This window comes from Catellatospora sichuanensis (assembly GCF_007483665.1).
Classification (GTDB): domain Bacteria; phylum Actinomycetota; class Actinomycetes; order Mycobacteriales; family Micromonosporaceae; genus Catellatospora; species Catellatospora sichuanensis.
In genome coordinates this window covers 33,717-59,041 of sequence record NZ_VIQO01000014.1, presented here as the reverse complement: position 1 = coordinate 59,041, position 25,325 = coordinate 33,717, and the positions used below count along the sequence as shown (strand labels likewise).

Genomic DNA, 25,325 nt, shown 5'->3' with positions numbered 1-25,325 from the left:
ACCGGCCGAGGAGGGACATTGCCCGCCCCAGCGCCAAACGGTCCGGCTCCCGATCTGCTGCAGCTGCTGACCCACGCGGAACGCCTGCTGCAGCGACGGCTGTCGGCGATTTTGCGCGCCGAGCAGTGCTCACCTGAGGCGTGGCGCGTGCTGACCCTGCTGGCCGCCGAGGGCGGACGCCCGATGACCGAGGTGGCCGACGGCGCGTTCCTGCCGCCCGGCACCCTGACCAAGGTCGTCGACCAGCTCGTCGAGCACAGCCTGGTGTACCGCCGGGTCGATCCGCTGGACCGCCGCCGCATCCGCGCCTACCTCAGCCAGCGCGGCCGTCAGCTGCACGACCACATCGCGGCGCAGGTGCGGGGGAGCGTCGGCGAGCTGGCCATGCCCGAGGCCGAACGCGATCAGCTCGCCGCGCTGCTGGGGGCGCTGACCGACGCGCTGTCCCGCCAACCGGCGGCCGCCTGACCCGCACCGGCCGGGGCTCGTGCGCGGGTCATTGCCATGCTGATAGACCTGCCTTAATATGGGGCTGCAGTGGGCGGGAGCGTTTCCACGGCTCGGGCAGGTGCGGCACCGTTCCGCGACGACGTCGGGCGAAGGCACGGCGTCCGCGTCCACATCGACAACGATGTGGACGATCGCGGTACGCGCAGCTCTTCCGCGCCCTGCTGCCGATCCGGTCCCGTGTCGCGCACGTTGTGCCACACCACTCCGCCACCTGATGATCGACGCCCTGACCGGCTTTCCTGACCCGTCCCGGTGCCCGGGGGTACAGCCCGCGCACCGGGACGCCTTCGTCCGCCGGGTCCTCGATGGACCGCTGACGGCGGCCCGGCCGTCAGTGTCGGCGTACGCGGCTGCCGCGCCGTCGCCGGGCCGCGGCGGACAGCACGAGACCTGCCGCTGCCACCGCCGCGCCGAAGGCGAGCAGGGGCGGTGTGCCCGTGCCGCCGTCGGCGAGCGCGTTGGTGCCCGTGCCCGGCGTGTCGGCCGCCTGGGCCGCCGCCGACGGGTTCGCCGCCGTGGCACCCGAGTCCACCAGCCGGCCCACGGAGGCGTCCGCCGGCTGGGCGAAGCCCCAGTCGAGTAGCGCCGCACCCTGCTCCCAGCCGCGCAGTGGCACGTATTCGGCACCGAGCACACTGACGACCAGCCGCCGGCCGTGGCGTTCGGCGGCGCCGACATAGGTGTGCCGGGCCAGGTCGGTGTAGCCGGTCTTGCCGCCCAGCACTCCCGGATAGTTGTCGATCAGCAGATTCTGGTTCTGGATCTGGAAGCCCTTGTGGTGCTTGCCCTGGTCGGGCATCTGGGTGTATCTGGTGAGGGCGTACTTCTGGAACAGCGGCTCGGCGACACACGCCCTCATGATCAGAGCCAGGTCGTATGCACTGGTGAACTGGCCGGGCGCGTCGAGTCCGGACGGTGTGACGGCGTGCGTCTGGTATGCGCCGAGCCGCGCGGCCAGCGCGTTCATCTCCCGTACCCCGGCCTCCGCGGTGCCGCCGCCCAGCCGCGCCAGCGTGTTGGCGGCGTCGTTTCCGGAGGCGAGCAGCAGGCCCAACCACAGCGTCTCGACGGAGTAGCGACCGCCCTCGACCAGGCCGACCGATGAGCTGCCCGGCTCGATGTCGACGTCCTCGCGGGTGATGGTGACGACCCGTTTCGGGTCGAGTTTCGAGATCATGGTCGCGGCGAGGAGCAGCTTCTGCACGCTGGCCGGGGTGGCGTACTCATGCGCGCCGCAGGCGCCGAGCACGGCGCCGGTGTCGAGGTCGGCGACCAGCCACGAGGTGGCGCTCACGCCCGGCGGCGGCGTCGCGGCCGGTGGGACCGCCAGCCCGGAGGTGGCCAGCAGGTCGCCGCCGACGGCGCGGTGGACGGGGTCGGCGGCCGGCGGAGACGGGCGCGTCGGCGCGGACACCCGCGGTCCGGCGGCCTTCGGGCAGGGAGTGACCCGCCACGAGGTGGTCGCGGCAGCGCCGAGAGGGTGCGCGACCGCCGGATCGGGCGCCACGGCGGCCCACAGCGGGACGGCGAGCGCGGCGGTGGCGACGGCGGCGGTGAGCCGCCCTCCATTCGGTGCAAACCGGTTCATGTACGGCAGATTAGTAAAAACCTCCCGTTTGTGCCGTTGCGTTGGCGAAAGAAATACGGATCTGCCGCGAACCCGCGCGCGGAGCGCATCGGTAGAGTCGCTCCGGACGTCCGTCGCTGGATCGACGGCGACAACTGCATACGAGGACACGAATGAGCATGGGCGTCACTCCGCAATCTCCCACCGGGCGGCACCGCGGCCGCATGTCCACGCGGCGGCGCGTGCTGCTCGCCGCGGCGGGACTGTCCGCCTGCGCGGTGCTCGCCGCGGCCCTGCTCGCCGCTCCGGCGGGTGGTTTCGGCTCCTGGTTCGGCTCGGACGCACCGTCCCCGGCGGAGGAACAAGTCTCGGCAGCCCCGGGGCCGTCCGCGTCGGCGACCCCGAGCGCCGCCGCGTCGCCGTCGGCGCAGCCGGTCGGTACCTGCGCCCGACCCGCAGGCCCCGCTCCGGTGGTGAAGATCAGTGAGGTGAAGCTGAGCACCGCCGCCACCGGATACGGGCGTGAGGGCGACACCGAACCGCTGCCGATGGCGATCGCGGAGCGCCCCGCCGGCGGCTCCTGGCTGGCGTGGCTGGGCACCGACAAGCGGGTCTACCTCGGCCGGCTCGACTGCGACGACAAGCTCGTCGGGACACCCACCAGTTTTGCGGGCATTGACCTGCAGGACGTGCATGCCGACCGCACCGGCGGCGTCGTGCTGCTCACCCGCCCGGGCAAGTGCGGCAGCGGCAAGCTGTGCGGCGGGTCGTCCAGCCCGTGCAACACCATGCACATGATCCGCTTCGACGACTTGGGCCGACAGGTCTGGGAGCGGCAGGTGACCAACCTCAGCGGCAGCCGGACAGGCTACGACGACGGCGCCCGGTTCGTCTGGTGGTACCAGCACCACGGGCGCCTGGCCACCGACGGGAAGAACTACGCGGCGTACTTCGGCGTCGCCATCACCGTGCGCAACGGCGACTGCGTCGACATCCACGAGGGCGACCGCATGCAGGTCGTCGACGCGAACGGCAAGCCGGTGCCCGGCCACCGCGACGCCTTCGAAGTCGGATGCAGTCACAGCTGGACGACCCGCATCGTGTGGGATCCACGGACCAGCCACTACGCGATGGTGTGCGCCACCGACAACGCGTGCCGCATCGCGCAGCCGGATCCGTACCGGACCGTGGCCGCGGGCACCTGTGACGGCAGCCTGTTCGGCGGTGACCTCGTGCTCGCCGCGACCCGCGGCTACTGGACCGCGTGGAGCCAGGGCGGCACGGTGCGGCTGGAGCGCTTCACCACAGGCAAGGCAGACCTCACCGTCAAGACGGGGGCCAGGTCGAGCCACCCGCACCTGGTGAGCTACGGCACCGGCCGGATGCTGCTCGCCTGGGCGTCAGGCTCGTCGATGGCCGCGCAGGTGTACGACTCCGGCACGGGCAAGACCGTGGGTGCCAAGTTCACCGTCAACGCGCGGGACCACGACTACCAGGCCTTCAAGGCATACTCGGACGGCAGCGCCGCCTACCCGGCCGCGGGCGGCAGCAGCAGGTCGATCCGGATCGCGCGGGTCCTTCCGCTGAGCTGAGCCGCACACGGAAGTCTGACGACCCATCAGGCGGCCAGCGGCCCCGCTACCGTGGCGGGCGGTGTACCGGAGGCGGACGGGTCGAACACCGCGAACCGGGGGTCGGTGGCGAGCGTGGTCACCTGCTCGCCGAGCGGCGTGTACTCGGCGCTCGCGGGCAGCGCCGCGCGGACGTCGGGCGTGTTGGTGATCGTCACCAGGACCATGCTGTGGCCCGTGTAGACCGCCACCGACCACCAGTCCGCGTCCTTGCCCAGGTGGTGTCCGGCCTTGCTCGCGTCGGGCGTCTCGTGCACGCCGTACTGCTCGACGACCCAGCCTTCCTCGGTGATGCTGGACAGCCGGCAGATGGCGAGCCGGGCGCAGTGCTGCTGGTCGGGCTGTGCCGTGGTGGGCGCCACCGAGATGGTCACGGTGCCCTGCCCGCTGGCCGTGGTGATCCGGACGCTCACGGTCAGCGCGGCCGGGCCGACCTCCGGGTCGAGCAGCGCGGCCAGCGGCCGGGCATCGCCGTGGTCGGCCAGTCCCAGATCGACCCGCTCCAGGCCGGCCGGGTACACCTTGGTGCGGAAGTACGCGGCGACGTCGCAGCCGAGCCGCTCGCGGCGGACCTGCTCGGGCATCACCGTCGCGCCGCGCAGCGGCAGGTCGCCGGTCAGCGCGGTCAGCCGGTCCATCCCGTCGACGACCACGCCCACCGGTTGATCGGACGGGGACGCGGTGCTCGACGGCGGCGACGGGAGCCCGGCCATGCAGTCCTCGGCCTCGGGCAGCGGCGTCCCGCCCGGCACCGGGCGCAGCAGGTAGAGCGCGACACCGGCGGCGAGCAGCCCGACCACGGTCATCGCCGCCGTGACGGCCCGCAGCGCCCGTCGCCGTGCCCGGCCGGCTGCGATCAGTTCACCGGAGGTGAACGGCGTCGGCGGGGCGAGCACGTCGGGGCCGGTGTCGGTGTCGGCCGGGGCGACCGCGCGGCGCAGCAGATGCAGCAGAGCCTGCTCGGCGTAGACCTCGGGGGGTTCCTGACCGGGGGCGTTCCCGCGCCGGTAGACGCTCAGCAGGACCTGCCGGGTGAGCCGGTCGGCGGTGTCCCAATCGCCGCAGCGGGCGTACGCCGTCCGGCGCAACCGTCCGGAGTAGACGGTGACGAAGTCGGTGTAGTCGGCCTCCCAATCGTGCACATCCGCCAGTGAACACCCCCGATGGGGAGCGCGTCATCCACCGGATGGAGAGCGCTCTCCACTGCGCTCAGGCGTCGAGGTATCCGCGTAGTACATGCGCGTCCGGTGCGGTGGCGCTGACCAGGGTCGCCGGGCCGGTCAGCGGCATTCGTACGGCCGTCGCGCCCAGCACGGACGGCGGTGCGGGCGCGGCGGCAGGGTCGACCAGCAGCAGTGATCCGGTGGCCCGTGCGCCGCCCAGCACGGCCGGGCCGTCCCAGCCGGGTGTGCCCGGGCCGATCGTCAGCGACTGGCGCAGCAGGGGAGCGCCGCCGTAGTCGACGGAGGTGCTGACCACGGCGTCGCCCGGCCGCTCGTCGTGTCGGCCGCAGATCAGCTCCTCCCGCCACAGCAGCCGGGCCCCGCCGGCCAGCTCCACCGTGGACGTCGCCTGGTGGCGGCAGCCCGCCGCCGCGACGAGCTGCTCCGGGAGCCAGCGCAGCTCGCCGCCCGCGGCGACGGTCGCGACGACTGTCGTGCGGGACGGCGTGCCGTCGCGGCCGGGCAGCGCGATCGAGGCGGCGACGGAACGTACGCACAGCGACGCGCCCTCGCCGACCTCGATCTCGATGCGCAGGTCGTCCCCACCCAGTGGTCCGGCGGCGCTGCCGATCAGGTGCACCGTCGCCGTCGCCGAGCCGTCGGGGGTGTGCCGCAGTTGCAGCGGCGGCTCACCGCGCAGGCGCGCCAGCCGGGTGCCGCCGCGGCCGTCGGCCTCGGCGACGATCCTGGCCAGCGCCCGCATCAGTGCGCCCCCGCGTGGACGTGGCGGTGGCTGTGTGCGACGACGTGGCGTACCCAGTCGGCGACCTTGCTCGCTTGGGGGTCTTCGGCGATGGACTGGAAGATGGTGGGCAGCGTGCCGCGGCGGGCGCGGGCGTCGCGGTCCATCACGGCCAGGTCCGCGCCGACCAGCGGGGCGAGGTCGGTCTTGTTGATGACGAGCAGGTCCGCGGTGGTCACCCCGGGGCCGCCCTTGCGCGGCACCTTGTCGCCGCCCGCCACGTCGACCACGAAGATCTGCTGGTCGACCAGGCCCTTGCTGAACGTGGCGGTGAGGTTGTCGCCGCCGCTCTCGACGAGCACCAGGTCCAGCGGGCCGAGTGCGTCCTCCAGCTCCTCGACGGCGTCGAGGTTGGCGGAGATGTCGTCGCGGATGGCGGTGTGCGGGCAACAGCCGGTCTCCACCGCGCGGATGCGGGACGGGTCGAGCACCCCGGCCCGTTTGAGGAAGTCGGCGTCCTCGGTGGTGTAGATGTCGTTGGTCACCACCGCCAGCCGCAGCTCGCCGGCCAGCGCCCGGCACAGGGCGGCGACCAGCGCCGTCTTGCCGGAGCCGACCGGCCCGCCGATGCCGATGCGCACCGCCCGGTCCAGCTGCGGCAGCGGCGGGTGCGGGTCGACACCCGGCTCGGGATGGGTGTGGGGCACCGATTCGTCGTGGTCGTAGGCGTGGTCAGCTCGCAAAGAGACGCACCTCCCAGGTGGCGTGCAGTTCGGCGGAGATGTCGGCCAGCGGCGCCGCGTGGGCCGGCAGCTCCTGAGGGGACTTGTGGGCGACCGCCGCGGCGGCTGCCGCGATCTCGTCGCAGGCGCCGGCCATCCGGGCCAGCAGGTGCTGCACCTGGTACGGGTCCAGCCCGAGCAGCCGCACCGCGGCACTGGCCGGGCCGGTGAGCACCCCGTACGCGGCGATCTGTGCGGACTCCTCGGTGGACAGTCCGGCCGCGGCCGCCGTCACGCCCAGCGCCAGCGGCTGGTGCGGCCCGTCCGGGTGCTTCGGCAGCTGCCCGTACAGCTCGCTCGGCCACGTGTTGCGCCCCGCCCGCAGCAGCGCCCTGCCCTGCCGCCGCGACGCCAGCCGCAGCGCCGGTGACACCGTCCGCGCCTCCAACTCCCGGTCAAGAGAAAGGAAGGGCACCTTCACATCGGATTCTGTAGAGGAAGGTGCCCTTCCCATCCGCGCAGCGGTGAGGTGGGTGGCGGCGGTGAAGGCGGCGGTGACGGGGGCGGCGTAGGAGAGCCGGCCGTGCAGGAACGCCTCCAGACCGGCCAGGTCGGTGACCCGGCCGGCCGCGACGGCCGCTTCGAGGCCGCTGGAGTGGGCGTGGCCGCCGGACGGGAAGCGCCCGTCGGCCAGCAGCAGGTATGCGGTGCGGTGCATCAGAACAGGAAGTACCGCTGGGCCATGGGCAGGACCGTGGGCGGATCGGGGTCGACCACCTCGCCGTCGATGCGGACGGTGAACGTGTCGGCGTCGACCTCGATGTGCGGCATGGCGCTGTTGTGCGGCAGGTCGGCCTTGCCGCGCGAGCGCACGTCCGCGACGGGCACCATTGCCCGCTTGATGTCCAGTTCCAGGCCCGCTTCGAGGGCCGCCGGGGCGACGAAGGCGAGGGAGGTCTTGGCCGCGACGACGCCGTACGCGCCGAACATGGGGCGGGGCAGGATGGGCTGCGGGGTGGGGATGGACGCGTTCGCGTCGCCCATCTGCGCGTACGCGATCATGCCGCCCTTCATCACCAGGTGCGGCCGCACCCCGAAGAACGCCGGGTCCCACAGCACCAGGTCGGCGAGCTTGCCGGGCTCGACCGAGCCGATCTGCTCCTCCAGGCCGTTGGCCATGGCCGCGCAGATGGTGTACTTCGCGACGTACCGCTTGGCCCGGTTGTTGTCGGCCGACGAGTCGCCGGGCAGCGAGCCGACCCGGTCCTTCATCACGTGCGCGGTCTGCCAGGTGCGCAGCACGACCTCGCCGATGCGCCCCATCGCCTGCGAGTCCGACCCGATGATCGAGATCGCGCCGAGGTCGTGCAGCAGATCCTCGGCGGCCATCGTGGACGGCCGGATCCGGCTCTCCGCGAACGCCAGATCCTCCGGCACCGCGGCGTTCAGGTGGTGGCACACCATCAGCATGTCCAGGTGCTCGGCCAGGGTGTTGCGGGTGTACGGCCGGGTCGGGTTCGTCGACGACGGCAGGATGTTCGGCAGGCTCGCCACCGTGATGATGTCGGGCGCGTGCCCGCCCCCGGCTCCCTCGGTGTGGTACGAGTGGATCGCCCGGCCGTTGATCGCGGCCAGGGTGTCCTGCACGAACCCGGCCTCGTTCAGGGTGTCGGTGTGGATCGACACCTGCACCCCGGACGCGTCCGCGACCCGCAGGCAGGCGTCGATCGCCGCGGGCGTGGTGCCCCAGTCCTCGTGCAGCTTGAACCCGCCGGCCCCGGCCCGCAGCTGCTCCCACATGGCCTCCTCGGAGACCGTGTTGCCCTTGCCCAACAGCAGCACGTTCACCGGGAAGGTGTCCAGGGCCTCGTGCATGCGGGCCAGGTGCCAGGCGTTGGCGGTGACGGTGGTCGCCTTGGTGCCCTCGGCCGGGCCGGTGCCGCCGCCGACCAGCGTGGTGACGCCGCCCGCGAGGGCCTCGTGCACCAGTTGCGGACAGATGAAATGCACGTGCGTGTCGACCGCGCCGGCGGTGACGATCTTCCCGTTGCCCGCGACCACCTCGGTCGCAGGGCCGATGACCAGATCCGGGTGTACGCCGGGCATGGTGTCCGGGTTGCCTGCGCGTCCGATCGCGACGATCCGCCCGTCGCGGATGCCGATGTCGGCCTTGACGATGCCCCAGTGGTCCAGGATCACCGCGCCGGTGATGACGGTGTCCACCGCGCCTTGCGCGCGGGTGGCCCGCGACTGGCCCATCGACTCGCGGATCACCTTGCCGCCGCCGAAGACGGCTTCGTCGCCGCCCGCGCAGCGGTCCTCTTCCACCTCGATGAGCAGGTTGGTGTCCGCGAGCCGGATGCGGTCGCCGGTGGTGGGGCCGTAGAGCGCCGCGTAGCGTTCGCGGCTGACCAGGATCGTCACAGGTTCTCCCTCGGCTGGCGGGCGGCAGGGCGGGTCGGCGCGGCGGCGGCGCGGCGCATGGACACTGGCCTATCCAGATGACTTTTGTGGCTCATTTTTCATCCAGATAGGCCAGTGTCGATGATGGCCGGGGTGGGCGACGCCGGAGGTCGCCGGTCACAGCTCGCCTCCGCACTCGCCGCGCAGACCCGGGACGACGCGCGCGCCGCCCAGGGGGACCAGCTCGACCTCGCGGGTCACGCCGGGTTCGAAACGCACGGCCGTACCCGCGGGCACGGCCAGGCGCTGGCCCCACGCCGCGGACCGGTCGAAGTCCAGCCCTGGGTTGGCCTCGGCGAAGTGGTAGTGCGAACCGACCTGCACCGGCCGGTCCGCAGTGTTGACCACGGTCAGCGTGGTGATCGGCCGGCCCACGTTGATCTCGACCGGACCCTCTCCGAAGAGGATCTCGCCCGGGATCATCGGATCGGGTGGTGCACGGTCACCAGCTTGGTGCCGTCCGGGAACGTGGCCTCCACCTGCACCTCCTTCAGCATCTCGGGGACGCCGTCGAGCACGTCCGCGCGGGTGAGCACCTGGGCCCCCGCGTCCATCAGGTCGACGACCGTGCGCCCGTCGCGGGCGCCCTCCAGCAGGAAACGGGTGATGATCGCGACCGACTCGGGGTGGTTGAGCAGCAGGCCGCGGGCACGGCGCCGCTCGGCGACGTCGGCCGCCACGTGGATGAGCAGTCGTTCCTGCTCATGCTGGGTGAGGAACATGAACCGTCCTTCTACACGGTGAGGGCAGCGCGTACGGCGGGTTCGGCGCCGGTGCCGCCCGCGCCGGATGACGTCACTCTGCCCGATTCGAGCACGTGGTAGCGATGCGCCGCGCGCAGTGCGAACCCCAGATGCTGCTCTACCAGCAGCACCGACAGTCCGTCCACGCCGGCCAGGGACAGCACCGCCTGCTCGATCTCGGCGACGACGTTGGGCTGGATGCCCTCGGTCGGCTCGTCGAGCAGCAGCAGCTTGGGCCGGGTGATCAGCGCGCGGGCGATGGCGAGCTGCTGACGCTGCCCGCCGGACAGCAGCCCGGCCCGGCGGCGCAGCAGGCCGTGCAGGGCCGGGAACAGGTCCAGTGCGGACGCCATGGCCTGCCTGCCGCCGCTGCGGCCGTCGGCGACCAGCTGCAGGTTCTCGGCCGTGGTCAGGTGCGGGAAGCACTGCTGGCCCTGGGGCACGTACGCCATGCCGCGCGCCACCCGCACGTGCGGGGCGAGCTTGGTGACGTCCTCGCCGCCGAACAGCACCATGCCCTGCTTCGGGCGCAGCAGGCCGATCGCGGCCCGCAGCAGGGTGCTCTTGCCCGCGCCGTTGTGCCCGAGCACGGCCGTCACCTTGCCGTCGTCGACGGTCACGTCGACGCCGTGCAGCACGGTGCTGCGCCCGTACCCGGCGTGCACGCCTTCGATCCGCAGCATCACGTCTCCGCTCCCTGGGCCACCGGCTCGTCGTGGCCGGCGGCGTGGCCGAGGTAGACCTCCTGCACCTTCGGGTCGGACTGCACCTGTGCCACCGTGCCCTCGCTGAGTACCCTGCCCGCGTGCAGCACGGTGACGGTGTGGGCGAAGCGGCGCAGGAAGTCCATGTCGTGTTCGATGACCACGACGGTGCGCTCGCCGGCGACCTTGCCCAGCAGCTCGCCGGTGGCCTCGCGCTCCTCGTGGCTCATCCCGGCGACGGGTTCGTCGAGCAGCAGCAGCCGGGCGTTCTGCACCAGCAGCATGCCGATCTCCAGCCACTGCTTCTGCCCGTGCGCGAGGGTGCCCGCGAGCACGTCCCGCCGCTCGGTCAGCCCGATCGTCTCCAGCGCGTACGCCACGTCGTCGGGCACCGCGCCCCGGCGGCGCAGCATCGTCCACGGGCTGCGGCCCGCGCCCGCCGCGATGTCGAGGTTCTGCAGCACCGTCAGCTCCTCGAACAGCGCCGCGGTCTGGAACGTGCGGCCCACGCCCAGCCGGGCGATGCGGTGCACGTCCCGGCCGAGCAGCTCCTGCCCGCCGAAACGGGCCGAGCCGGTCGCCTTGACCAGGCCGGTCACCGCGTCCACCAGCGTGGTCTTGCCGGCGCCGTTCGGTCCGATGAGGAACCGGAGGTCGCCCGGCGCCACGTCCAGGTCGACGCCGTCGACCGCGACGAACCCGTCGAACACCACCCGCAGCCCGCGAATGCTCAGGCCGCCTGCCGTCTCGCTCATGCTGCCACCCCTCCGTCGACGGTTCGTGCCGCCGCTGTGCTGGCTCGGTTGATCACGCCGCCACCTCCTTCACGAGAACCCGTTCACCGACTTCCGGCGCGGGCGGCGTCGCCTCGCGCCGGCGCTTGAGCAGGCCCCACAGCGAGGCGAGGCCGCCCGGGAGGAAAGCCACCACCAGCACGAACATCGCGCCCTGCAGGTAGGTCCAGGTGCCGGGGAAGCGCTCGGACAGTGCCGTCTTCGCCCACGCCACGGCGACCGCGCCGAGCACCGGGCCGAGCAGCGCCGCCCGCCCGCCGACCGCGACGCCGATCACGAACTCGATCGAGGGCACGATGCCGATCAGCGCGGGGGAGATGATGCCGACCGCGGGCACGAACAGCGCCCCGGCCAGGCCCGCCATGCCGGCGGCGACGACGTACGCGACGAGCTTGACGTTGGCGGGGTTGTAGCCGAGGAAACGCACCCGCTCCTCGGAGTCGCGCACCGCGACGAGCAGCTCGCCGTAGCGGGAGTGCATCAGTTGCCGGGTCAGCGCGAGCAGGGCCAGCAGCACTCCGGCGATGATGAAGTAGACCATCCGCTGGTTGACCGGGTCGTCGAGGTCGTAGCCGAAGAAGCCCTCGATGTCGGTCAGGCCGTTGGTGCCGCCGGTCGTGCCCTGCTGCCCGATCAGCAGGATCACCATGGCGGCGGCCAGCGCCTGGCTGAGGATGGCGAAGTACGCACCGCGCACCCGCCGCCGGAACACCAGCGAGCCGAGCCCGAAAGCGACCAGCATCGGCAGCAGCACCGTGGCGGCCAGCGCGAACACCGGGTTCGCGAACGGGGCCCACCAGGCCGGGAGCTCGTCGAGCTGCCCGTACAGCTCCATGAAGTCGGGCATGTTGCCCTCGCCCGCGTCGGCGAGCTTGAGGTGCATGGCCATCGCGTAGCCGCCCAGGCCGAAGAACACGCCCTGGCCGAGGGTGAGCAGGCCGCCGCGGCCCCAGGCCAGGCCGATGCCGACGGCGACGATGGCGAAGCAGAGGTATTTGGCCAGCAGGCTGAGCCGGAAGTCGGTCAGCAGCGCCGGGGCGGCGGCGAACAGCACCACCGCGCCGAGCCCGAAGCCCAGCCAGGCCCGTACGCGCGGGCTGAGGTTCGTCAGCGGGTTCATGACTTCTCCTCGCTGCGCTCGTCGGCGCCATGAACCTGGAGCCACATGATTCGCTCGCTGTGCTCGCTCATGCCAGGCTCCGGGTGCGCAGTGTGAACAGGCCCTGGGGCCGCCACTGGAGGAACGCCACGATGGCGATGAACACGATCACCTTGGCGACGCTGAGCGTGGTCAGGTATTCGACCATCGCCTGCAGCATGCCGAGCACGAAGGCCACGATCACGCTCCCCTTGAGCTGCCCGATGCCGCCGACCACGACGACGAGGAAGGCGTCGATGATGATGTTGGTGCCCATGGTCGGGCCGATGGGGCCGAGCAGGGTGAGTGCGACCCCGGCGACCCCGGCCAGGCCCGAGCCGATGAAGAAGGTGAGCCGGTCGACGCGCGCGGTCGGGATGCCGGAGACCGCGGCCAGGTCGCGGTTCTGCACCACGGCCCGGATGCGGCGGCCCAGCGGGGTGAACTTGAGCGCGGCGGTCAGCGCGGCGACGGCGAGCAGGACCAGGCCGAGGATGAACAGGCGGCTGTTGGCGATGCTCAGGTCCGCGCCGAGTGAGGTGCTCTCGGTGAGGATGTCGGGGGCCTTGGTCTGCACGTTGGGCGCGCCGAAGATGTCGCGGGCCAGCTGCTGGAGCATCAGCGAGACGCCCCAGGTGACCAGCAGGGTGTCCAGCGGCCGGGTGTACAGGCGGCGGATCAGCGCCCATTCCAGCAGCACGCCCATCGCGCCCGCGACGGCGAAGGCGACGGGCAGGGCGACGAGCAGCGACAGACCCGCGTCGGTGATGGTCTGCTGCAGCACGTACGTGGTGTAGGCGCCGGCCATGATGAACTCGCCGTGCGCCATGTTGATGACGTTCATCTGGCCGAAGGTCAGGGCCAGGCCGAGCGCGATGAGCAGCAGCACCGCGCCGATGCTGACGCCGGTGAACAGCTGCCCGAGGATCACTGTCATGCGTTGCCGCCTAGAGCTGGGACGGGGCGGTGGAGCGGCCACCAGGACCGCTCCACCGCCGCGGGTGGGTCAGGAAAGGCCGCTCGCCCCGGGGTAGCCCTTGAGGTACGGGTCCGGCTTGACCGGTCCGCCGGAGTTCCACACCTCGGTGATCAGGCCGTCGTCGCCGATCTTGCCGATGCGCGCGGTCTTGTGGATGTGCTGCGTCGCGCCGTCGATGGTGACCAGGCCCTCGGGGGCCTCGAAGGTGACGCCGTTCGAGGCGCCCTTCACCTTCTCCACGTCGAACGAGCCGGCCTTCTCGACCATGGCCTTCCACAGGTAGACCGACACGTACGCGGCCTCCATCGGGTCGCTGGTCGGCTTGTCCGCGCCGAACTTGGCCTTGTACGCCTTGACGAACTTGTCGTTGGCCGCGCCCGTGGTCGTCTGGTAGTAGTTCCACGCCGTGAGCTGGCCCGCGAGGTACTGCGTGCCGATGCTCTTGACCTCCTCCTCGGCGATCGAGACCGAGACGACCGGCATCGACGCGGCGGTCAGGCCCGCGGACTTGTACTCCTTGAAGAAGGCCACGTTGCTGTCGCCGTTGAGGGTGTTGAACACGGCCTCGGCCTTGGACGCCTTGACCTTGTTGACGATCGTGCCGAACTCCGTGCTGCCCAGCGGCGCGTAGTCCTCACCGAGCACCTTGAGGCCGTTGGCCTCGGCGTACGCCTTGATGATCTTATTGGCGGTGCGCGGGAAGACGTAGTCGCTGCCGACCAGGTAGACCGACTTCTTGCCCTGCGCCTTGAGGTAGTCCAGGCCGGGCACGATCTGCTGGTTGGTGGTCGCGCCGGTGTAGAAGATGTACGGCGACTGCTCCAGGCCCTCGTACTGCACCGGGTAGAACAGCAGCGCCTTGTTCTCCTCGAAGACCGGCTTCACGGCCTTGCGGCTGGCCGAGGTCCAGCAGCCGAAGACGGCCGCGACCCGGTCCACTTTGATCAGCTTCTCCGCCTTCTCGGCGAACGTCGGCCAGTCCGAGGCGCCGTCCTCACCGACCGGTGCGAGCTTCTTGCCGAGCACGCCCCCCGCGGCGTTGATCTCCTCGACGGCCAGCATGATGGCGTCGCGGACGGTGACCTCGCTGATGGCCATGGTGCCCGACAGCGAGTTGAGCAGGCCCACCTTGACGGTGTCGCCCGAGGTGTCGGCGGTGACGCCGCCGGTGGAGTCGCTTTCGCCGGTCTTGCTGCCGCAGGCGCTGATCGCCAGCGCGGCGGCCAGGGCGACGCTGCAGGCCGCGAGGCGGCGTCGGTGGAATCTGAGCATCTTGGGGTATCTCCCTGAATCGGCGGAGCACAGGTCAAGGGGGAGAAGCACCGCGGGGCGGGAGACGTCGGCGTCCTCGGCGTGGCGCGTGCCGGCCCGTGGCGGTGCGGAAGTCGGTCCTATGCGGATGCCGGCAGCGCGCAGCGGAGGCTTCGTCCGGTTGTGCCGGCCCGTGGGCGTCCGCCTGAATGCCAGGCACGGCAAGCGTCGGGGAGCGTGATTTCAGTTCTGTTTCATCGCTCTTAATACGCTGTATCTGTCCGTGTGAAATCTGGCTGTTGACCAGCGAAAACAACAAAAGCCGACGCCATTGAACCGCATCGTGTGCGGCCTTGGCGTCGGCTCTGCGAGCTATTCGGACAGGTGACGGCGGCTCCGTCTCAACGGAGATGCTTCACACGAGAAGTATCTTGAACCGCCGGTGTCGTGTCAAGACACCCGACCGTGCCGCCTGACCGTGCCCCATGGAGCCCGGACCCTATGTAGAGTTCCTACTATGAACACCGAACTGCGTATGACGGTGCCGGTGGCACGAGTTCTCGCGGCACTCGTCGCCGATCCCACCGGCGACCACTATGGAATGGCGCTGATGCAATCGTCCGAACTGCCCAGCGGGACGCTGTATCCGATCCTGGCTCGGTTGACCGAGGCCGGCTGGCTGGAGAAGCGCTGGGAGGAGATCGACCCGTCCGTGGCCGGACGCCCCGCCCGCGCGTACTACCGGCTCACCCCGGCGGCGCTGCCGATCGCCCGCCAACGTCTCGCCGAGCTGCACGAACAGACGAGGACGGCGCCGGCTCACACGGTTGCCAAGGAGGCCACCGCATGATCAAGCGCATTTGCAGCACGTTCCTCACCGCTGCGGCCCGCCGCTGGCCGGAGGATCTGCGCGACGAGATGCTCGCCGAGTGGCGGGCAGAGCTGCACGCTACGCCCGGCAACGCCCGGCGGCTGCGGTATGCGGCCAGCCTCGCCGCCTCACGGCCGCACCGCGAGCCTGCGGTCGTGGTCCGGCCGGGGCGCAACTTCGCGCATGCGGTGCTGTCGCTGGTGCTCATCGCGGGACTTCCCATGCTCTACCTGCAGCTCGCGCTGGGCTGGACGACCTTCCGCAGTGACGACACCATCACCTGGCAGGCATGGGTCGGCGCGGGCAGCATCGTGGCAGCCGTCGTGCTAGGGATCATCTGCGCAGGTGTCACCACGGGGGTGACGCAGCTGATACGCCCGGCGTTCGTGCCGCTCTGGACCTTCGGCCTCATGTTCGCCGTGTTCACGGCCTGGCCCCTGCTGGAAGGGTTTTCGCTCAACCGGTCCCACGTGGGCGACGGGTTCCGGTGGGCGCTGAGCGCCGGCGTGCTGTGCGCGCTGGCAGGCAGGGTTCGCCGTGCGCCATTGTCCTGGGGCATTGTGGCGACCGCCGCGCTGGTCTCCTACTGGTCCGCGGTCACGCGCTTCGATCCGTACGGGATGGAGGTGTTCTTCGGCGGCGAGTTCCTGCCCGCATACCTCTTCGTCCTCGTTACGGCGGTGTCCATACACGTCGCCGTATTCCTGCTCGTGTACGCGAACCTCCTGATCCGGCGACACCGGGCGACGCAAGCGCAGGTGGTCACGCCACCTGTGGCGGCTTAGTCCGCACACGCTCGGCCGCGTCGACCGGGGTGCACGGTCGACGCGGCCGAGCGCCTGCGGTCGTGGCGGGGAATGTCCGAACAGGACACGGTGACCACGGGCGGCGATCGCGCCCGTACCATGACGCCATGCCAGCATCCAGGGCTCACCCGATATCGGCCGGTGCGGCATGAGCCGTGAATCCGGGCCCGGCGACGACCTCGAGTTCGACCCGCTGACCGAGGACGAGCTCGAGGGACTGCGGCTGTCGCCCCTGCCGCTGCTGGTGCTTCCGTTGGGCGACGAGCCCACCAGGGTCGTGGTGAACTACCTGTTCCCGACCGAGAGATACCGCGGCGAGTGGCGTCGCCACGTGGTCAGCCCGATCAAGTCGTTGCTGGTCGTCGCGATCTATGCGGGCCTGTGCGTGACGATCGCCGTGCAGCGGATCAAGCCGGAGTACACCGCTGCGGTGGTCGCCGTGCTCGTGGCCGTGTTTCTGCTGGTGGCGGCGCATCGCGTCGCGGACTGGCTGCTGACCCGGTTCGTGCTGACGAACAGGCGGCTCATGCTGGTCCGCGGCGTGATCACCCGTCGGGTGTCGATGGTCCCGCTGTTGCGGGTGACCGACATGCACTACCTGCAGTCGCCGCTGGGTCGGCTGCTGAACTACGGGACCTTCCAGATCGACGGCGGCGGCACCCGCGGTCCGCTGCGCCGCATCGCCGACCTGCCCAACCCGAACGAGCTCTACCTGCGCATCGTGGAGGAGATCTACGAGCCCTCCGCCGTCGAGGCCCGGCTGGGCGCCAACGTGGCCGATGCCGTGCAGGAGGCCCTCCAGGGCCCGCCGCTGGTCGACTACGACGGCTGGATCGGCGTGGAGGTCTTCGACCAGGACGGCCCGGTGCCGGTGTCCGGGTCCCGCCGGTTCGCGTACGACCCCGCCCGCGCCTATCGCATGGTGGTCACCATCGCGCCGTTCCCGGCCGGAGGCGTCAGCGAACCGCTCGTCGTGTCCGGCGGTGTCACCGAGCCTCGGGTGCGGTTCGAGGTCGAGGTCGACAGTGACCGCACCTCGCTGCGCCGGCCGGCACTCGCACTGCCGGCCTGGCACGACCGCGCCGCGGCGATCGAGTTCAGCTTCGACCCCATCGGCGAGGAACTCACGGAGCCGCCCTGGATGTGGATCCGGGTGACCCAGGGCCGCCGCACGCTGCAGAGCATCGAGCTGGCGGCGGAGCTGCGGCCGGGCGGCCGGGAGGGCGGTTGAGCGAGGTCATCGCCACCGTCTCCATCCGTGCACCGCGTTCCGGCCCCGGCGTCGAGGTGTGCTTCGAGTTCCCCGCCACCGGCGAGACCGTGTACCTGCCGCTGCCCGACCGGCGGGCACTGGAGGCGATGCGCCGCAAAGCCGGCGAGTACCTGCGCCGGGTCGTGCCATTGGTCGCCCGGCTCAACGCGACCAGCGAGCAGGTCGCGACGGCGCTGCGCATCCTGCTCAACGCCGGACGGGAACTGACCGGCATGCTGATCCAGGACGACATCGCGCGCTTCCTGCGCCTGGAGTCGGCGTTCCGGGCGGCGTGGCCGCGGTGGCAGGCCGCCGAGTGGGACGACCCGCAGCGGCCCATCCCGATGGTCGAGCTGCACTGCCGGGACGAGACCCTGCCCCTGGAGCTGCTGCCGCTGTTCGACTTCGGCTCGCTGCCGCCACTGCGCACGTACGACGACCTGGTCCGGGCCGCGTCGCGGTTCCTCGGGTTCGCCACCGTCGTGCGCCGGGTCGTGCCCGCCCGCGCCACCGCCGACTCCGTGCTGCGCAACGAGCCCGCACTGCCGGTGCAGTTCTTGCGGCACCGCGAGCTGGGCAGCGCCCGTGAGGAGGAGCGTTTCCTGGCCTCCCTCGGCGGGCACGTGCAGGTGGAAGGTCCGTGGCCGGTGGCGCAGGACGAGGAGGTGGTCCGCGCATCGCTGCTGCGGGCCCTCTACGACGGTGCACCGCTGGACGGCGGCGCGGGCGACGGCACACCGGTGCAGGTGCAGCATTTCGCCTGCCACTGCGACACCAGCGCCGAGTTCGACGACGACTACGCGCTGGTGCTGTCGACGCGCAACGGCAAGACCCGCCGGGTGACCTTCGGCGAGCTGCGGGAGGGCTACTACGACCGGTTCTTCGCCGACCGCAGCACCGCCGGGCACCGGGCCGTGATCATCCTCAACGCGTGCGCCTCCTCGCGGACCAACCCGCTGACGGCGTACTCGTTTCCGCGCTGGTTCCTCAACCATGGCCACCGGGCGTTCATCGGCACCGAGACCGACGTGCCCGACGGCGTCGCGGGCGGGTTCGCCGCCGCGTTCTACGGCCGCCTGCTGGAGACGCGCCGTCCGCTCGGCGAGGCGGTGGTGTGGGCCCGCCGGGACCTGCTGCGCGACTTCCGCAACCCGCTCGGCCTGCTGTACGTCATGTACGGCGACACCCAGCTCACCGTCGAACGGGCCCGGCCCGGCATCTACCGCGCCTCAGCCGGCCGGTCGGCGTAGCCGCACCAGCAGTTCGTCGGCCAGCGGCACCAGGAACACCGCGATCGTCAGCACCACTCCGGCCGCCACCTGGTCCAGCCCGATCAGTGCGGCGGCGTGCGCGCTGACGCCGACCGCCCAGCACAGATAGGCGACGGCCGCCAGCACGTAGAAGTGCGGCAGCGGCTGCTCGTCAGCCGGGAGCTTCTGCCCGGCCAGCCACAGGTAGCCGACGGTCCCGGCCAGGCCGACCGCGATCAGCGTGATCAGCAGCGCCCGCCGCTCGGGCCCGACCACGGCGGCCAGCGGCACGAAGAACGCCAGCGTCTCCGCGGGCACGTACTTGACCAGCCGCTCGGGCAGTCCGTCCCCGCCGACTCCCGGTCCCGCACTCGGGCTGCGGAACCGCACGGGCGGGACGACGGTGCGAGGCATGGCCACTCCATGGGTCGAGGGGATCCAAGCATTCAACACCATGCCCGGGTTCGTGAGCGCGCGAGTTGGCGCCCGGCGGGGCCGGTGTGTCAGTGTCGCGGGATGACCACCCTGGGGAGCTCCGACGGCTGGCGACGCCCCGACCCGACCGTCGAGCAGCGGCGCGCCGACGTGTTAATTGCGCTGGTGGTGACGGCCGTGGCGCTGCTCAACCTGACGTTGACCGCCAGCGTGGGGGCGTTCCATCTGGGGCCGCCGCCGAGCTGGCCGGAGCAGGTGGCCTGGTCGCTGGCGATCACTGTGCCGCTGGCGGTGCGCCGCCGGTTCCCGCTGACCGTCGCGGTGGTGGTGTCGTCGGCGTTCATCGTCGCCCAGGTCCGGGCCGCGCCGGAGATGCAGCTGGCGACCGGCACGCTGTTCTGCGCGCTCTACACGGCCGGGGCGTGGGCCGGCGACCACCGGCGCTCGCGGCAGGTGCGCCTGGGCATCATCACGGCGATGTTCGGCTGGCTGCTGGTGTCGATCTGGCTGTCGATCGACGCGGTGCCGCCGGACGCGTTCGACGGGGCGACCGGACCGGTGCCGCCGCTGCTCGCCGCGATCGTCAACGCGGTGCTGGTGAACGCGCTCATTTTCGGGTTCGCGTACTTCTTCGGCGAGACGGCCTGGGTGGCCGCACGGCGCCATCATCAGCTTGAGGTGCAGGCCGAACAGCTGCGCCGGGCCCGGGACGAGGCGGGGGAGCGGGCGGTGATGGTCGAGCGGCTGCGCATCGCCCGCGAGCTGCACGACGTGGTCGCCCACCACGTGTCGGTGATGGGTGTGCAGGCGGCGGCGAGCCGCCGGGTGATGGACAAGGACCCGGCGCGGGCACGTACGGCGCTGGAGGCGATCGAGCAGAGCGCCCGCACCGCGGTGGACGAGCTGCGCCGCATGCTCAGCCTGCTGCGCCGGGGCACGGGCACCGACGAGGGTCCGGCCACCGTGGGCATCGACCGGGTGGAGGCGCTGCTGGCCGGGGCCAGGGACGCCGGGCTGACCGTGCGCTTCGGGGTGTTCGGCGCCCCGGTGCCGCTGCCGGACTCGCTGTCGCAGGCGGCGTACCGGATCGTGCAGGAGTCGGTGACGAACACGCTCAAGCACGCGGGCGCGGCCACCATCGACGTGCGGATCCGCTACCTGGCCCAGGAGCTGGAGGTGGAGTCGACCGACGACGGGCGCGGCGGACGTGTTGACGGGCCGGTCACCGGCCTGGGACTGATCGGCATGCGTGAGCGGGTCGCCGCCCACGACGGCACCCTGGAGACCGGCCCGCGCCCGCAGGGCGGCTTCCGGGTACGCGCCCGGTTCCCGCTGGCCGCGCAGCCGACCTGCCCGGTCGAGGCGGCGGAGGTGGCGGCATGAGCGGGCACGGCGCGCGGCCGGACACCGGGGCGGCCGACGATCACGAGGCAGCGGGCGCGGGCGAGCCGGGCGTGATCCGGATCCTGGTGGCCGACGATCACCGGATGGTGCGCAGCGGCTTCCGGGTCATTCTCGAGACGGAGGACGACCTCGAGGTGGTCGGCGAGGCGGCGGACGGCGAGCAGGCCGTTGCGCTGGCCGCGTCGACCGCGCCCGACGTGGTGCTGATGGACGTCGAGATGCCCGGCGTGGACGGGCTGGAGGCGACCCGCCGCATCACCGCGGCGGGCGACGGACCGGCGGTGCTGATCCTGACCACGTTCGACCGCGACGACTACCTGTTCGCCGCCCTGCAGGCCGGGGCCAGCGGTTTCCTGCTGAAGAACGGTTCGCCGGAGGCGCTGATCGAGGCGGTGCGGGTGCTGGCGCGCGGCGACGCGCTGCTCGCCCCGGAGATCACGGGGCGGGTCATCGCGAAATTCGCCCGTCCCGCCGCCGCGCTGCCCGCGGCGTCGGCGCAGGAGCTGAAGGAGCTGACCCCGCGCGAGTACGAGGTGCTGGTGCTGCTGGCCGGCGGCGCGACCAACGCGGAGATCGCCACCCGGCTGTTCCTGGGCGAGGCGACCGTGAAGACGCACGTCAGCCGGGTGCTCGCCAAGCTGCGGCTGCGTGACCGCACCCAGGCGGTGGTGTTCGCGTACGAGCACGGCGTGGTCACCCCCGGCGGCTGACCGCATCATCCGTGCGACGGAGACAAGATCGATCCACCGGTGGACGGCAGCGCGTCGCCGCGCACCTAGCGTCTGTGGGCATGACGAAAGTGCTTCGCCTCGACGCGGTGAGCCGCAGGTTCGGGGACCGGCAGGTGCTCGACGGCGTCTCCTTCGAAGTCACCGCCGGGCGGATGACCGGGTTCGTCGGCGCGAACGGCGCCGGCAAGACCACCTCCATGCGCATCATCATGGGCGTGCTCGCTCCCGACAGCGGCGAGGTGACCTGGGCCGGCTCCCGGATGACCCGCGAGATCCGCCGGCGGATCGGCTACATGCCCGAGGAGCGCGGCCTCTACCCGAAGATGACCGTACGCGACCAGCTGGTCTATCTCGGCCGCCTGCACGGCCTGGGCCACGACGCGGTGCGCCGCAACGCCGAGGAGCTGATCGAGTGGCTCCGCCTGGGCGAGCGGGCCGGTGACCCGCTGGAGAAGCTGTCGCTGGGCAACCAGCAGCGCGCCCAGATCGCCGCAGCGCTGATCCACGACCCGGACATCCTCGTGCTCGACGAGCCGTTCTCCGGCCTCGACCCGCTCGCCGTGGACACCGTCGTCGAGGTGCTGCGCGACCGGACGAATCGGGGCGTGCCGGTGCTGTTCTCCAGCCACCAGCTCGACGTCGTGGAGCGGCTCTGCGACGACCTCGTCGTCATCGCGGCCGGGCAGATCCGGGCCGCGGGGGCCCGCGGTCAGCTACGCGCCGAGCACGCGCTGCCCCGCTACCGGCTCACCGTCGACGGTGACGCCGGCTGGCTGCGCGACCACCCCGGCGTGCACCTGATCGACCTCGACGGGGCGCACGCGGTCTTCGACCTCGACCCGTCCGCCGACGACCAGCAGGTGCTCCAGGCGGCGTTGGCCCGCGGCCCGGTGCGCGCGTTCGGCCCCGTCACCCCGTCCCTCGCAGAGATCTTCCGAGAGGTCGCCCAGTGAACACCTTTGAAGCCGTGCGCATCGTGGCCGCCCGCGAGATCCGGGTCAAGCTGCGCGACAAGGCGTTCCTGTTCAGCACCGTGTTCTTCCTGCTGTTCGCGGTCGCCGCGACGGTGGCTCCGGCGCTGCTGAGCGGCGGGGCATCCACGGTCGCGGTGGTCGGAACGGCCCCGGCCGCGCTCGGCGCCGCGGGTCTCGACGTGCGCACCGTCGCAGACGAGGCCGCGGCGCGGGCCCAGGTGCGCGACGGCGACGTGGACGCGGCCCTGCTGAGCGACGGCACCGTCATCGCCCTGACCGACGCCCCCAACGACCTGGTGAACGCGTTGAGCACCCGGCCCGCTGTCGAACTGCTCGACCCGAGCGCCGTCGACGAGACGCTGGCGGTCATGGTGCCGATGTTCTTCGGGCTGATCTTCTTCTCTGTGTCGCTCATGTTCGGCCTGCAGATCGCGCAGAGCGTCACCGAGGAGAAGCAGACCCGGGTGGTCGAGATCCTGGTCGCCTCGGTGCCGGTGCGGGTGCTGCTGGCGGGCAAGGTGCTGGCCGGCACCGTGCTCGCGTTCGGGCAGATCGCACTGATCGCCGTGGTCGCGCTGGCCGGGATGCGGATCGCCGGCGGCGACAGCGGGCTGCTGACGCTGCTCGCGCCCGCGATCGGCTGGTTCCTGCCGTTCTTCCTCATCGGGTTCGTCATGCTGGCGGCGATGTGGGCCGCGGTGGGCGCGCTGGTCAACCGGCAGGAGGACCTCAGCGGCGCCTCGATGCCGGTGCAGATATTGGTCCTGCTGCCGTTCTTCGCCGTGACGATGTTCAGCGGGGACCCGGCCGTGCTGAAGGTGCTGTCGTACGTCCCGTTCTCGGCCCCGACCGCGATGCCGGCGCGGCTGTTCCAGGGTGATGCGGCGGGCTGGGAGCCGGTGCTGTCACTGGTGCTGCTCGCCGCGACCACCGTGGCGGTGCTGGTCGCCGGGGCCCGGGTCTACGAGGGTTCGCTGCTGCGCAGCAACGGCCGCACCTCGATGGCGGCCGCCTGGCGCGACCGCGAGGCCCGCCGCCTCGCCGACCTGGAGACCGAGTCCGCCTAGCAGCATGGGCGGCCGAAGGCCGCGCTCGTCGACGACGGCCCCTGGTGCACCCGCGCCCGGGGCCGTCGTCCGTGTGCCCGCAGGGCGTCAGCGGGCCAGGTGCTCGACCAGGCGGCGCAGTTGGGCGGCGTATTCGTCGAGGAACTCGGGGGAGTCCGGGGCACGGCCGGTGATGCGCCGCGCGATCTGCGGCAGCAGGGTCGGCGCCATCGCGGCGGCGAACAAGGTGAGCAGCACATACGCCGGATCGAGGTCGGCGGCGAGCTCACCGGCGGCCTGCCTGCGGCGGACGTCGTCGACCATCGCGGTGAAGTAGGTGTCGTCCGCCGGGTCGCCCTCGCCGCCACCGGTCAGCCCCTGCCAGGCCAGCAGCCGTGTCCACGCCCTGTGCTCCGCTCCGACGTGCAGGAACCCGGCCACCACGTCGCCGATCGAGGCCTCGGGCCGGGTGTACCCGCCGCTCATCGCCTGCCAGCGCGCGGTCAGCGCCCGGAACAGCCCTTCCTTGCCGTCGAAGTAGTAGGAGATCAGCTGCTGGTTGACTCCGGCGCGGGCGGCGATGGCGCTGATCCGCGCCCCGGCGTAGCCGTGCTCGCCGAACTCGATCAGCGCGGCGTCGAGGATGCGCTCCCGGGTGCGCTCGGGGTCGCGTTTGCGCTCGTCGGCGCGGGGCGAGCGGCGCGGCTGGCTCATGCGGCGCATCCTATCCCACGGAGAACTCTGTCACCTGCAGCATTGAGTTAATCAAACGTATAGTTGATAAAAGTAGGCGGCCAGATGATACTGACCCCATGACCTCTCCGCGACAGCTCTCCGTCATGATCATCGGTGGTGGTATCGGCGGCCTGTGCCTCGCGCACGGGCTGCGCCGGGCCGGCGTCGACGTCACCGTCCACGAGCGCACCACCGCCCGCACCGACTGGCTGCAGGGATACCGCATCCACATCAACCCGCACGGCAGCCGGGCACTGCACGACTGCCTGGATCCGGCCGCCTGGCAGGCGTTCCTCGGCACTGTGTCGGACGCCGGCGGCGGTCTGGGCTTCGCCACGGAACAGCTGGCAGATCTGCTGCGACTGCGCGGCGAAGAGATCGCCGACTCCGCCGAGCCGGCCGCGCGGCACTACGGCGTCAGCCGACTAAGCCTGCGCGAGGTGCTCCTTTCGGGCATGGACGACGTGGTACGCCTGGGTCAGGACTTCGAGCGCTACGAGCTGCTGCCGGACGGTCGCGTCATGGCATGCTTCGCCGACGGGACCACTGCGGCCGCTGACGTTCTCATCGGGGCGGACGGCGCGAACTCGCGGGTCCGTGCCCAGTTGCTGCCGCACGCCGCCGGTCGGGTCGACACCGGCGTGACCGGGATCGCGGGCAAGCACCGGCTGGACGGTCCTCTTGCCGCATCGCTGCCCGCCGCGCTCACCGACGACACCAACATCGTCATCCCGGCGGGTGAGGGCTTCCTGTTCACCGCGGTGTGGAAGCACGATCGGCGCGCCGTGGCCGCCGACCCGGCGATGCCCGCGGGCTTCCTGCTCGACAACACCGCCGACTACACCTTCTGGGCGTACGCCGACGCCACCGCCCGTTTCCCCGCCGACGTCGACGCCCTGGCCGGGCAGCAGCTCACCGCGCTGGTGCTCGAACGCACCCGCGGCTGGTCCCCGGCCCTGCGGCAGCTGATCGAGGGCAGCGACCCGTCGACCGTCAACGTGGTGCGCATGCGCAGCGCGGTGCCCGTCGGCCCGTGGCCGACCGGCGTGGTGACCCTGCTCGGCGACGCGATCCACAGCATGACGCCGATGGCCGGGGTCGGCGCGAACACCGCGCTGCGCGACGCCGACCTGTTGCGCAGGCAGCTCACCGCGGTCAGCCGGGGCGAGCAGCAGTTGGTCCCGGCGCTGGCGGACTACGAACGGCAGATGCTCGACTACGGTTTCGCCGCGGTGCGCGAGTCGGCCCGCAATACCCGCCAGGCGGGATCGGCCTCGCGAATGGGCCGGGCCGCGTTCCGGGGCGTGCTGCGGGCGGTCGCCGCCGTGCCCGCGTTGCGGCGTCGGATGGCTGCGTCGATCGGCGGCTGATCCCATGACCGGGAGAGTCGGGTTCCTGCGGCAAATGTGCGGTT

26 protein-coding genes are annotated in these 25,325 nt (G+C 71.7%); 11 read left to right on the top strand and 15 right to left on the bottom strand.

Annotation, left to right across the window (positions count from 1 at the left end; all coding sequences use genetic code 11):
* Positions 1-18 precede the first annotated feature (18 nt).
* Positions 19-468, top strand: coding sequence for a MarR family winged helix-turn-helix transcriptional regulator (locus FLL47_RS26965; protein WP_144123554.1), 450 nt, complete (start codon positions 19-21; stop codon positions 466-468).
* A gap of 373 nt (positions 469-841) precedes the next feature.
* On the opposite strand, the gene FLL47_RS26960 is transcribed toward FLL47_RS26965, so the two are convergent.
* Complete coding sequence (locus FLL47_RS26960) at positions 842-2,098, bottom strand: D-alanyl-D-alanine carboxypeptidase family protein (RefSeq protein ID WP_144123552.1); 1,257 nt, start codon at positions 2,096-2,098, stop codon at positions 842-844.
* A gap of 203 nt (positions 2,099-2,301) precedes the next feature.
* On the opposite strand from FLL47_RS26960, the gene FLL47_RS26955 reads away from it, so the two are divergent.
* Positions 2,302-3,669 (top strand): hypothetical protein, encoded by a 1,368-nt coding sequence (locus FLL47_RS26955; protein ID WP_144123550.1) that lies wholly within the window; start codon positions 2,302-2,304, stop codon positions 3,667-3,669.
* A gap of 26 nt (positions 3,670-3,695) precedes the next feature.
* Here the strand turns inward: FLL47_RS26955 and FLL47_RS26950 are convergent, their stop codons facing one another.
* The 12 genes from FLL47_RS26950 to urtA all read right to left on the bottom strand — a co-directional run bounded on the left by FLL47_RS26950 (position 3,696) and on the right by urtA (position 14,428).
* Entirely contained in the window at positions 3,696-4,850 is a 1,155-nt protein-coding gene (locus FLL47_RS26950) for an RNA polymerase sigma factor (protein WP_144123548.1), read from the bottom strand.
* A 67-nt stretch (positions 4,851-4,917) separates the two neighbouring features.
* The gene (locus FLL47_RS26945) at positions 4,918-5,634 is read right to left on the bottom strand and encodes an urease accessory protein UreD (protein WP_144123546.1); all 717 of its coding nucleotides are present in this window, start codon (positions 5,632-5,634) and stop codon (positions 4,918-4,920) included.
* On the bottom strand, positions 5,634-6,356 hold the full coding sequence (gene ureG, locus FLL47_RS26940) for an urease accessory protein UreG (RefSeq protein WP_144123544.1): 723 nt from the start codon (positions 6,354-6,356) through the stop codon (positions 5,634-5,636). The genes FLL47_RS26945 and ureG overlap by 1 nt, the downstream gene beginning before the upstream one ends.
* Complete coding sequence (locus FLL47_RS26935; protein ID WP_144123542.1) at positions 6,346-7,053, bottom strand: urease accessory protein UreF; 708 nt, start codon at positions 7,051-7,053, stop codon at positions 6,346-6,348. Before FLL47_RS26935 ends, ureG begins: the two co-directional genes overlap by 11 nt.
* The gene (locus FLL47_RS26930) at positions 7,053-8,759 is read right to left on the bottom strand and encodes an urease subunit alpha (protein ID WP_186315932.1); all 1,707 of its coding nucleotides are present in this window, start codon (positions 8,757-8,759) and stop codon (positions 7,053-7,055) included. The genes FLL47_RS26935 and FLL47_RS26930 overlap by 1 nt, the downstream gene beginning before the upstream one ends.
* A gap of 156 nt (positions 8,760-8,915) precedes the next feature.
* Positions 8,916-9,221 (bottom strand): urease subunit beta, encoded by a 306-nt coding sequence (locus FLL47_RS26925; protein WP_144123540.1) that lies wholly within the window; start codon positions 9,219-9,221, stop codon positions 8,916-8,918.
* A complete protein-coding gene (locus FLL47_RS26920) occupies positions 9,218-9,520 on the bottom strand; it encodes an urease subunit gamma (protein ID WP_120320779.1) in 303 nt (100 codons plus the stop codon). Before FLL47_RS26920 ends, FLL47_RS26925 begins: the two co-directional genes overlap by 4 nt.
* Positions 9,521-9,531: 11 nt before the next feature.
* Positions 9,532-10,224, bottom strand: coding sequence for an urea ABC transporter ATP-binding subunit UrtE (gene urtE, locus FLL47_RS26915; RefSeq protein WP_144123999.1), 693 nt, complete (start codon positions 10,222-10,224; stop codon positions 9,532-9,534).
* A complete protein-coding gene (gene urtD / locus FLL47_RS26910; RefSeq protein WP_144123538.1) occupies positions 10,224-11,000 on the bottom strand; it encodes an urea ABC transporter ATP-binding protein UrtD in 777 nt (258 codons plus the stop codon). Before urtD ends, urtE begins: the two co-directional genes overlap by 1 nt.
* Positions 11,001-11,052: 52 nt before the next feature.
* Positions 11,053-12,159 carry an urea ABC transporter permease subunit UrtC gene (gene urtC, locus FLL47_RS26905; protein ID WP_144123536.1) on the bottom strand — a complete coding sequence of 369 codons (1,107 nt, stop codon included), beginning with the start codon at positions 12,157-12,159 and terminating at the stop codon, positions 11,053-11,055.
* A gap of 67 nt (positions 12,160-12,226) precedes the next feature.
* Entirely contained in the window at positions 12,227-13,114 is an 888-nt protein-coding gene (urtB, locus tag FLL47_RS26900) for an urea ABC transporter permease subunit UrtB (RefSeq protein ID WP_144123534.1), read from the bottom strand.
* A 69-nt stretch (positions 13,115-13,183) separates the two neighbouring features.
* Positions 13,184-14,428, bottom strand: coding sequence for an urea ABC transporter substrate-binding protein (gene urtA, locus FLL47_RS26895; protein ID WP_144123532.1), 1,245 nt, complete (start codon positions 14,426-14,428; stop codon positions 13,184-13,186).
* 496 nt (positions 14,429-14,924) lie between these two features.
* Between urtA and FLL47_RS26890 the strand changes: the two genes are divergently transcribed.
* From FLL47_RS26890 to FLL47_RS26875, 4 genes are all read left to right on the top strand, one after another.
* Positions 14,925-15,257 (top strand): PadR family transcriptional regulator, encoded by a 333-nt coding sequence (locus FLL47_RS26890; RefSeq protein WP_144123530.1) that lies wholly within the window; start codon positions 14,925-14,927, stop codon positions 15,255-15,257.
* Positions 15,254-16,063 (top strand): hypothetical protein, encoded by an 810-nt coding sequence (locus tag FLL47_RS26885; RefSeq protein WP_144123528.1) that lies wholly within the window; start codon positions 15,254-15,256, stop codon positions 16,061-16,063. The genes FLL47_RS26890 and FLL47_RS26885 overlap by 4 nt, the downstream gene beginning before the upstream one ends.
* A gap of 169 nt (positions 16,064-16,232) precedes the next feature.
* Positions 16,233-17,315: a PH domain-containing protein gene (locus tag FLL47_RS26880; RefSeq protein ID WP_144123526.1), complete on the top strand. Its 1,083-nt coding sequence runs from the start codon at positions 16,233-16,235 to the stop codon at positions 17,313-17,315.
* Entirely contained in the window at positions 17,312-18,586 is a 1,275-nt protein-coding gene (locus tag FLL47_RS26875; protein ID WP_144123524.1) for a CHAT domain-containing protein, read from the top strand. The genes FLL47_RS26880 and FLL47_RS26875 overlap by 4 nt, the downstream gene beginning before the upstream one ends.
* On the opposite strand, the gene FLL47_RS26870 is transcribed toward FLL47_RS26875, so the two are convergent.
* Entirely contained in the window at positions 18,566-19,000 is a 435-nt protein-coding gene (locus FLL47_RS26870; protein ID WP_144123522.1) for a hypothetical protein, read from the bottom strand. The genes FLL47_RS26875 and FLL47_RS26870 overlap by 21 nt on opposite strands.
* 102 nt (positions 19,001-19,102) lie before the next feature.
* On the opposite strand from FLL47_RS26870, the gene FLL47_RS26865 reads away from it, so the two are divergent.
* The 4 genes from FLL47_RS26865 to FLL47_RS26850 all read left to right on the top strand — a co-directional run bounded on the left by FLL47_RS26865 (position 19,103) and on the right by FLL47_RS26850 (position 23,197).
* A complete protein-coding gene (locus FLL47_RS26865; protein ID WP_144123520.1) occupies positions 19,103-20,404 on the top strand; it encodes a sensor histidine kinase in 1,302 nt (433 codons plus the stop codon).
* A 104-nt stretch (positions 20,405-20,508) separates the two neighbouring features.
* Positions 20,509-21,135: a response regulator gene (locus FLL47_RS26860; RefSeq protein ID WP_246158728.1), complete on the top strand. Its 627-nt coding sequence runs from the start codon at positions 20,509-20,511 to the stop codon at positions 21,133-21,135.
* Positions 21,136-21,215: 80 nt separating this feature from the next.
* Entirely contained in the window at positions 21,216-22,109 is an 894-nt protein-coding gene (locus tag FLL47_RS26855; protein WP_144123516.1) for an ABC transporter ATP-binding protein, read from the top strand.
* Positions 22,106-23,197, top strand: coding sequence for an ABC transporter permease (locus FLL47_RS26850; RefSeq protein WP_144123514.1), 1,092 nt, complete (start codon positions 22,106-22,108; stop codon positions 23,195-23,197). The genes FLL47_RS26855 and FLL47_RS26850 overlap by 4 nt, the downstream gene beginning before the upstream one ends.
* A gap of 87 nt (positions 23,198-23,284) precedes the next feature.
* On the opposite strand, the gene FLL47_RS26845 is transcribed toward FLL47_RS26850, so the two are convergent.
* Positions 23,285-23,890: a TetR/AcrR family transcriptional regulator gene (locus FLL47_RS26845; protein ID WP_144123512.1), complete on the bottom strand. Its 606-nt coding sequence runs from the start codon at positions 23,888-23,890 to the stop codon at positions 23,285-23,287.
* Between the two features lie 98 nt (positions 23,891-23,988).
* Here FLL47_RS26845 and FLL47_RS26840 point away from each other — a divergent pair, with 98 nt between their 5' ends.
* Positions 23,989-25,281, top strand: coding sequence for an FAD-dependent oxidoreductase (locus FLL47_RS26840; RefSeq protein ID WP_144123510.1), 1,293 nt, complete (start codon positions 23,989-23,991; stop codon positions 25,279-25,281).
* Positions 25,282-25,325 lie beyond the last annotated feature (44 nt).

Bases quoted from the DNA above. Each gene is read 5' to 3' on its own strand.
- FLL47_RS26960 (WP_144123552.1), bottom strand. From the start codon at position 2,098: ATGAACCGGTTTGCACCGAATGGAGGGCGGCTCACCGCCGCCGTCGCC.
- FLL47_RS26955 (WP_144123550.1), top strand. From the start codon at position 2,302: ATGTCCACGCGGCGGCGCGTGCTGCTCGCCGCGGCGGGACTGTCCGCC.
- FLL47_RS26945 (WP_144123546.1), bottom strand. From the start codon at position 5,634: ATGCGGGCGCTGGCCAGGATCGTCGCCGAGGCCGACGGCCGCGGCGGC.
- FLL47_RS26935 (WP_144123542.1), bottom strand. From the start codon at position 7,053: ATGCACCGCACCGCATACCTGCTGCTGGCCGACGGGCGCTTCCCGTCC.
- FLL47_RS26925 (WP_144123540.1), bottom strand. From the start codon at position 9,221: ATGATCCCGGGCGAGATCCTCTTCGGAGAGGGTCCGGTCGAGATCAAC.
- FLL47_RS26920 (WP_120320779.1), bottom strand. From the start codon at position 9,520: ATGTTCCTCACCCAGCATGAGCAGGAACGACTGCTCATCCACGTGGCG.
- urtE (WP_144123999.1), bottom strand. From the start codon at position 10,224: ATGCTGCGGATCGAAGGCGTGCACGCCGGGTACGGGCGCAGCACCGTG.
- urtD (WP_144123538.1), bottom strand. From the start codon at position 11,000: ATGAGCGAGACGGCAGGCGGCCTGAGCATTCGCGGGCTGCGGGTGGTG.
- urtC (WP_144123536.1), bottom strand. From the start codon at position 12,159: ATGAACCCGCTGACGAACCTCAGCCCGCGCGTACGGGCCTGGCTGGGC.
- urtB (WP_144123534.1), bottom strand. From the start codon at position 13,114: ATGACAGTGATCCTCGGGCAGCTGTTCACCGGCGTCAGCATCGGCGCG.
- urtA (WP_144123532.1), bottom strand. From the start codon at position 14,428: ATGCTCAGATTCCACCGACGCCGCCTCGCGGCCTGCAGCGTCGCCCTG.
- FLL47_RS26890 (WP_144123530.1), top strand. From the start codon at position 14,925: ATGAACACCGAACTGCGTATGACGGTGCCGGTGGCACGAGTTCTCGCG.
- FLL47_RS26885 (WP_144123528.1), top strand. From the start codon at position 15,254: ATGATCAAGCGCATTTGCAGCACGTTCCTCACCGCTGCGGCCCGCCGC.
- FLL47_RS26880 (WP_144123526.1), top strand. From the start codon at position 16,233: ATGAGCCGTGAATCCGGGCCCGGCGACGACCTCGAGTTCGACCCGCTG.
- FLL47_RS26870 (WP_144123522.1), bottom strand. From the start codon at position 19,000: ATGCCTCGCACCGTCGTCCCGCCCGTGCGGTTCCGCAGCCCGAGTGCG.
- FLL47_RS26865 (WP_144123520.1), top strand. From the start codon at position 19,103: ATGACCACCCTGGGGAGCTCCGACGGCTGGCGACGCCCCGACCCGACC.
- FLL47_RS26860 (WP_246158728.1), top strand. From the start codon at position 20,509: ATGGTGCGCAGCGGCTTCCGGGTCATTCTCGAGACGGAGGACGACCTC.
- FLL47_RS26855 (WP_144123516.1), top strand. From the start codon at position 21,216: ATGACGAAAGTGCTTCGCCTCGACGCGGTGAGCCGCAGGTTCGGGGAC.
- FLL47_RS26845 (WP_144123512.1), bottom strand. From the start codon at position 23,890: ATGAGCCAGCCGCGCCGCTCGCCCCGCGCCGACGAGCGCAAACGCGAC.
- FLL47_RS26840 (WP_144123510.1), top strand. From the start codon at position 23,989: ATGACCTCTCCGCGACAGCTCTCCGTCATGATCATCGGTGGTGGTATC.